The organism is Kribbella sp. NPDC004138, from assembly GCF_053603655.1.
Genome location: NZ_JBSGFZ010000005.1, coordinates 345804 through 353138, shown reverse-complemented (window position 1 = coordinate 353138; position 7335 = coordinate 345804). Strand labels below are relative to the sequence as shown.

The 7335-nt window shown below is 69.6% G+C and carries 6 protein-coding genes; 1 reads left to right on the top strand and 5 read right to left on the bottom strand.

Annotation, left to right across the window (positions count from 1 at the left end; translation table 11 throughout):
- The first annotated feature begins 184 nt into the window (after window positions 1–184).
- The gene (locus ACWEOO_RS09490; RefSeq protein WP_452142589.1) at window positions 185–1768 is read left to right on the top strand and encodes an MFS transporter; all 1584 of its coding nucleotides are present in this window, start codon (window positions 185–187) and stop codon (window positions 1766–1768) included.
- Here ACWEOO_RS09490 and ACWEOO_RS09485 read toward each other — a convergent pair.
- The 5 genes from ACWEOO_RS09485 to dacB all read right to left on the bottom strand — a co-directional run bounded on the left by ACWEOO_RS09485 (window position 1765) and on the right by dacB (window position 7235).
- Entirely contained in the window at window positions 1765–3021 is a 1257-nt protein-coding gene (locus ACWEOO_RS09485) for an MFS transporter (protein ID WP_452142588.1), read from the bottom strand. The two genes, ACWEOO_RS09490 and ACWEOO_RS09485, sit on opposite strands and share 4 nt — an antisense overlap.
- Complete coding sequence (locus ACWEOO_RS09480) at window positions 3018–3602, bottom strand: helix-turn-helix domain-containing protein (protein ID WP_359933721.1); 585 nt, start codon at window positions 3600–3602, stop codon at window positions 3018–3020. Before ACWEOO_RS09480 ends, ACWEOO_RS09485 begins: the two co-directional genes overlap by 4 nt.
- 146 nt (window positions 3603–3748) lie before the next feature.
- Window positions 3749–4660 carry a GNAT family N-acetyltransferase gene (locus ACWEOO_RS09475; protein ID WP_452142587.1) on the bottom strand — a complete coding sequence of 304 codons (912 nt, stop codon included), beginning with the start codon at window positions 4658–4660 and terminating at the stop codon, window positions 3749–3751.
- Between the two features lie 29 nt (window positions 4661–4689).
- A complete protein-coding gene (locus tag ACWEOO_RS09470) occupies window positions 4690–5640 on the bottom strand; it encodes a GNAT family N-acetyltransferase (RefSeq protein WP_452142586.1) in 951 nt (316 codons plus the stop codon).
- Between the two features lie 41 nt (window positions 5641–5681).
- Window positions 5682–7235 carry a D-alanyl-D-alanine carboxypeptidase/D-alanyl-D-alanine endopeptidase gene (gene dacB, locus ACWEOO_RS09465; protein WP_452142585.1) on the bottom strand — a complete coding sequence of 518 codons (1554 nt, stop codon included), beginning with the start codon at window positions 7233–7235 and terminating at the stop codon, window positions 5682–5684.
- Between the last annotated feature and the right edge of the window lie 100 nt (window positions 7236–7335).

Below are 7335 nucleotides of genomic sequence, written 5' to 3'. Positions count from 1 at the left end.
CGTCGACATCGGCGCCGGCTCCGGCGAACTGGGCCAGGTCCTGCGTGCCCAGGGCCTGAAGGGACTCCGTCCCATCTCCCTCCTCCGCCTTGCCCAGCACTCCGCGGGACGACGCTCGCGACGGCACCACCTGTCCACGTGACCTCTACAAGGTCGTGAGGCGAAACCCCAAGACTGGAGACTGATGACTGTCACCGAGACCCGGCAGCAGCAAACGCCCGCTGCGCCGGAACTCACCCACAAGGAGATCCTCGAGATCCTGATCGGCCTGCTCGCCGCACTGTTCACGGCGATGCTGAGCTCGACGATCGTCAGCAACGCCCTGCCGACGATCATCGCCGACCTCGAGGGCTCCCAGACGCAGTACACCTGGGTGCTCACGGCGAGCCTGCTGGCCACCACCGTGTCCACCCCGATCTGGGGCAAGCTCGCCGACCTGATGAGCAAGAAGCTGCTCGTCCAGGTGGCGATCTCGGTCTTCGTGATCGGGTCGGCGCTGGCCGGCCTGTCCCACAACGTGCCGTTCCTGATCGGCGCCCGGGTGCTGCAGGGGCTGGCGATGGGCGGTCTGATGGCGCTGGCCCAGGCCATCATCGGCGCCGCGATCCCGCCCCGGTCGCGCGGCCGGTACTCCGGGTACATGGGTGCAGTGATGGCGGTCGCGACCGTCAGCGGCCCGCTGATCGGCGGTGTCATCGTGGACACCTCGTGGCTTGGCTGGCGCTGGTGTTTCTACGTCTGCGTCCCGCTGGCCGTGGTCAGCCTGGTGATCCTGCAGAAGTACCTGCACCTGCCGGTGCTCAAGCGTGAGGTCCGCATCGACTACCTCGGCGCGGTGCTGATCAGCATCGCGGCCAGCCTGCCGCTGCTGTGGGTCACGTTCGCGGGCACGGACTTCGCCTGGATGTCCTGGCAGTCCGCGCTGTTCGTCGGCGGCACGCTGCTGGTCGGCCTCCTCGCCGTCGTGGTGGAGAACCGGGTGGCCGAGCCGCTGGTTCCGCTGAAGGTCGTCCGGGAGCGCACCACGGCGCTGGCGATCGTCGCCAGCCTCGCGGTCGGTGTCGCGATGTTCGGCAGCGCGCTGTTCCTCGGGCAGTACTTCCAGATCGCCCGCGGCTACAGCCCGACCGAGGCCGGCCTGCTGACGATCCCGATGATGCTCGGTTCGTTCGTCGGATCGGCAGGCTCCGGCCAGCTGATCACCCGCTACGGCAAGTGGAAGCGGTACCTGGTGTCCGGCGGGATCCTGTTGCTCGGCGGTCTGCTGATCCTCGGCACGATCGACCACGCCACGCCGTACTGGCTGGTCGGGCTCGGCATGCTGGCACTCGGCCTCGGGACCGGTATGACGATGCAGAACCTGGTGCTCGCGGTCCAGAACACCGTCGACGTCACGCAGATCGGCGCGTCCTCCGCGACCGTCGCGTTCTTCCGCAGCCTGGGCGGTGCGGTCGGCGTCTCGGCGCTCGGTGCGGTGCTCGCGGCCCGGGTGAAGGACCTGATCGTCGCCGGTGTCCTGGCCGGCCCGAACGGCGCCGAGGCCGCGCGCAAGCTGCAGGAGGGCGGAAGCGGTACGAGCCTGCTGGACGTCAACCACCTGCCGCCGCAGCTGGCCGAACTGGTCCGGCACGCGTACGGCGACGCGACCGGGCGGATCTTCCTGATCGCCGCGGCCTGCGCCGTGGTCAGCCTGGTCGCGGTCGTGTTCATCAAGGAGGTCCCGCTCCGCAAGACCGTCGCCAAGGTGGACGTGGCAGAAGACCTTTAGAGGCTGGGCGGTTCGAGACCGTCCAGCGAACGGGTGCGGATGATCGGTGAGCCGATCAGCCACAGTACGGCGAGCAGGCCGCCGGCGGCGGAGACGAGGAGGGTTTCGCGGACACCGATCCAGGTGCCGAGGAACCCTCCGACGACCGCGCCGAGCGGCCTGATGCCGTAGTTGATGCTGCTGAACGCTCCCGCGACGCGGCTGCGCATGTGGTCGTGGACGACCGCGGCCTGCAACGAGTTCAGCGGTACGTCGAAGCACATCACCGCGAACGCCCCGACGAACTCGGCGACCGCCAGCGCGACGGCCTTGGTCCACGTCGGCCCGTCTGCGAGCGCGGCGATCGCGATCGAGCCGGGGAACACGACCGCACCGACCGCGATCACCGGCCCCGCGCCGAACCGTTTGCTCAACGGGGATGCGGTGACGGCGCCCAGCAGCCCGCCGGTCGCACCGACGCCGAACGCGACACCGATGACGCCGGCTGACAGGCCGAGGTTCCGGCTCGCGAAGAGCACCAGCAGCGCCATGCTCATCAGGTTGAAGAAGTTCACCGTGGTGGCGCAGCCCAAGCTGCGGCTGAGGTACGGGTGCTTGAGCACGTACCGCATTCCCGCACCGGCCCGGCGCAGCAGCGGTTCGCTGGACTCCTCCGAGGCACCCGGCTCGACCTTGAGCCGGCTGATCTGGACGGCCGAGAACACGAAGGTCAGCGCGTCGACGACGATCGCTACCGGCGCGGTCAGCCACTGCACCAGCAGACCGCCCACGGCCGGTCCGCCCATGAACGAGATCGACCGCGTCGCGGACAGCTTGCTGTTCGCCTCGAGGTACTGGTCGCGGTCGACGAGCCGGACGAAGAACGACGCGTACGCCGTGTTGAACAGGACATGCGCCGTCCCGGCCAGGATCGCGATCACGTACAACTGGCCGAGGCCCAGCAGATCCAGCCAGTACGCGACCGGCAGGGTGAGCAGCAGGACCGTCCGGGCCAGGTCCGCGGCGATCATCAGCGGCCGCTTGTCCCTGCGGTGGTCGACCCAGGTGCCGATGAACAGCGACGCGATGTTCGGCAGCCAGACTGCCGCGGTCAGGAACCCGACCTGGCTGGGGGAGGCGTCGAGCAGCGTCACCGCGATCAGCGGCAGGGCAAGCTCGGTGATCCGGTCGCCGAACTCGGAGACCGTCTGGGCAGACCAGAACGTCCGGAACCGCTGGACGCGCCACAGGCTGGTGGCGGGCAGGGTCTTCATGGTGCCTCCGGCAAGGAGATGCGCAGGTGCCGGACCGGGCGGGCGTCGTCCGGTACGTCGCCGGCGTCGCGGCGCTGGACATAGGGAGCCAGCAGTTCTTCGATGGCGTTCTCGATCGCCTCGGCCTCGGCGAGCGTGAGCATCAGCAGCGTGTTGGCGGATCCGGCCAGCCGGCTCCACTCGGGGTCCAGGTTCGGCTCCGTCTCGACCAGCCACTGCTGGGCCGCTTCGAGCACCTGGTTCATCATCTCGGTCCGCAGCAGGCGGCCGGCCTCGGTGCCTTCCGGGGTGTCCGGCATCTCGTACCGGAACCCGCGGGCGGCCGCGTCCCACCAGCGCTGCCGGCGGTCCGTCCCGCTCGGCGGCGGTACGTCGACCACCAGGCCGAACTCGGCCAGGTGCCGCAGGTGCCAACTGGTCACCGAGGGGGAGGCGCCGACGTGCTCGGACAGCTGGGTGGCAGTCGCCGGCCCGTGCTTCTGCAGATAGCTGAGCGCGGCGAGCCGGACCGGATGCGCCAACGCACGCATCGCCTGCGGGTCGGTGATCTCGAAATCGCCGTACGGATTCCTGAGAGACATGTTTCGAGAGTAATCTCTCAGATCTCGGATCGGCAAGACTTTGCAAGCTCGACAGGAGGTGTCGGCCGATCGGACCGGATCGCCGGGGTGCTCAGGCGGGGGACTGGCGGCAGTGGGCGTATACGTCCTGTCGAGCTGGCAGGGAGTCAGGCGCGGAAGGTCTTGCTCCAGATGTCGCTGATCAGGTCCGCGCGCATGCCGGCGGCGGTGTAGAGGGCGACGGCCGGTGTCGGGTTGCCGGTGTCGACGTGCAGGATCGTGCCGCGGCGTCCGGCGGCGGAGTCGATCGCGAAGGCGTTCCGCAGCAGGAACTTGGCCAGCCCGCGGCCGCGCGCGGACGGTACGACGCCGAGCCGCCCGACGTACCCGCAGTTGTCGGTGCTGACGAAGTTGTCGTTGCACTCGGTCATCCCGGCTGCGTGCCCGTCGACCTCGGCGATCGTCACCTGCGACCAGTCGAACGTCGACCGGCTCTCCCGCGACGCGGCCCACTCCTCGAACGGCCGCGGCTGCGTCCCGGGCTGGGTCGCGAACGCCTCCATCAGTACGGCGTGCGCCGCCCGGCGGCTGGCCTCGTCCGGAGCACCCCGCCGTACGACGACGCCGTCCGGTACGGCGGGTGGCGGGACCGGGCCGTCGAAGGTGATCCGCATCCGGTGCGTCGACGTGCTGATGGCGAACCCGTGCGTGGCGACCGCCGCCGCGAGTCGCTCGTCCTGACGGATGACGCCCACGCGCGCCACGACCTCGCGGCCGGTCCGCGAGCCGACCTCCGTGGCGCGGCGCTCGACCTGTTGCAGGAGCCAGTCGAGGACCGCCGGGTCCTCGCTCAGGATGTCGACGTTCACGTGCGTGCCGCCGGTGATCGCGACCGCGGTGGCCGAACCGGCGAACTCGCCGTCCGGCCCAGCCACCATCCAACCGTCCGTCGCGGGATCGATCCCCGGATCCCGCAGGTAGTTCGCGACGTCCTCGGGACTGTGTTTCGGAAAGCCGAGCAGTGCCGACGTGTAGGCGCCGGACCGCTCGGCGATCACCGCGGCGTCTTCCTGCCGCATCGGGCGCACGGTGTGACCGGCAGGGAGGTTCACACGCTCACCTCGCGCCGCCAGACCTCCATCACCAGCACCGGCTGCATGCCGACGGACAGGTACACGCCGAGCGCCGGCGTCGGGTTGTTGGTGTCGACGTGCAGGATCGTGCCGGTTCGCCCGGCCGCCGCGTCGAGCGCGAACTGGTCGCGCAGCAGGAACTTCGCCAGCCCTTTGCCGCGAGCCTTCTCGAGGACGCCGAGGCGGCCGACGTAGCCGCAGTTCTCGTCCTCGACGAACTGGTCGTTGGACAGCCGCAGCGCCACCGTCTCGCCGTCCAGCTCCAGCAAGGTCAGCTGCGACCAGTCGAAGGGCGAGTGGTTCTCCTGCGCCGCGTGCCACTCCTCGAAGGAGCGCGGTGAGAAGCCGAACTGGCCCTCGAAGCTCGCGTTCAGTACGTCGTGTGCCGCGCGGCGGGCCGCTTCGTCGGGGGCGCCGCGGCGCACCGTGATGCCCTCGGGAACGTCCGGCACCGGGACCGGTCCGTCGTGGTCGATGCGCATCCGGTGGAACGTCGTACCGGGCTGGAATCCGTGGTTCGCGAGGCGTTCCGCGCGGGCGGTGTCGGCGCGGTAGTTCACTGCGTCCAGCTGGACGGACGCATGCCCGTAGGCCCGGGCGAACTCCGCCGTACGCCTCAGGACGTTCTGCAGGAGGTACGCCTCGACGGTCAGGTCCGCGGTCACCACGTCCAGGTCGAGCTGGCTGTGGTCACCTTTGCCGAAGATCGAGCCGTAGCCCACGAGGCGGTCGCCGTCGAAGACCAGCCAGCCGTCGGTCTCCGGGGCGAAGCCGGGTTCGGTGAGTTGGTCCTCGGCGTCCTCGAGGGTGTAGTCGGCGAAGCCGACGACCGAGGTGTTGTAGGCCGACACCAGGTCCAGGACCGCCTGCGCGTCCTCCTTCGACGGCGGGCGGACGGTGTACGACGATGGGAGTACGGCGGTCATTCACACATGGTGATGAACGACCGCCGTACTGGCCAACTCAATTAGCAGGCCTTGTCCCACTCCAGCTCACACGTGGTCTGCGCGGTGCGCAGGCTCGACATCGCGGCCGGCGGCGCCTGGTCGGACCAGGAAGCGAGCGTGACGCCGACGGCGTCCTCGATCGAGCGCGGGCTGACCAGGTAGTTGTTGCTGATCATCGAGAACACCAGCTTGCGCCCGTCCTTGTTCGTCACGTAGCCGGACAGCGACGTGACGCCCGTGAGCGAGCCGGTCTTGCCGTGCAGGTTGTTGGCGGCCGGCGTGTTCCGCATCCGGCTGCGCAGCGTGCCGCCGACGAACCGGTCCGGGTTGCCGGCGATCGGCAGGGCGTCGTACCACTGCTGCCACCACGGCTCTCGCTGGGCGCCGATCAGGACATCGGCGATCGCGTCGGCCGTCACGTTCACCTTGCGGGACAGGCCGGAGCCGTCGGACAGGCGGATCCGGCTGGTGTCGACGCCGATGCTCTTGGCGTAGTCGGTGACGACGCCCAGCCCGGCCGGCCAGCTGCCCTCGGCGTCGACGACCGCGCCCATCGCCTTGACCAGGGTCTCGGCGTGCATGTTGTTCGACAGCTTGAGGAACGGCGTCATCAGTTCGCCGACGGTCATCGACTCGTCGCGCGCCAACCGCGCCGCGGTCGCCGGGGTTGCCGCGTTCTTGATCCGGCCGCTCACCGTGATGCCCTGGGCGGCCAGCGCGCGCCGGAACACGTCGGCGGCGTACAGCTCGGGCTCCCAGACCGTCACCCACTCCTGGCCGACCGACGCGCCGAGCGGCAGCGAGCCGGTCACCCGGACGACGTTCGTGCCGTGGTCACGCTCGATCGTGAGCGTGTTCGACGAGCCGGCCGCGCCGGTCGTGGCGGTGTTAACGAGCGTGATCGCGCCGTTCGCCGGGACCAGGTTCAGCTTCACCGGCGCACCCGCCGCGGCGCCGGGGCGGCTCTCGACGATCGCCGTGCCGGAGTCGTAGTCCGTGTTCGGGGCGAGCGTGAGCGCGGAGATCTGGGCGTTGTAGTAGAACGGCTCGTCGTCCCAGGCCCAGCTGTCACCGAGCCGGACATGGTCGAAGTACGTGTCGTCGGCGATCAGGTCGCCGTACACCCGCCGGACGCCGGCCGCCTTGAGTTGCTCGGCCAGGCCCGCGTAGTCGGACTCGAGCGCGGTCGGGTCGCCGTACCCCTTCAGGTAGAGATTGCCGAGCAGCTGTCCACCGCGGACGGGGGCGGTGGCGAGGACGTCGGTGTGGAAGCGGTACGACGGGCCGAGCACGTGCATCGCGGCCGTCGAGCTGAACAGCTTGGTGTTCGACGCGGGCAGCATCCGCTGGCCGCCGTTGCGGTCGTACAGCGTCTCGCCGGTGGCCGCGTCGCGGACCACGAGCGCGACCTGCGAACCGTCGTACCGGCTGTCGTTCAGCAGACCGTCGAGCCGCTGCTGTAAAGCAGTCGCTTGTACTGCGGTAGGCGCCGCGACGGACTGGGTGACGACGCCACCCACCGCTGCTGCGACCGCCGCGACGGCGGCGATCATCCCTCTCGGTAAACGACTCACGAGGCACTCCCTCAAACCAGGCGGAAACCAACTAGCGGGAGTCTCCACCCAAGGTTCCTTCGGGTCCAGCGATTGAGGCCTCGCGTTTCAGGTGAATCGA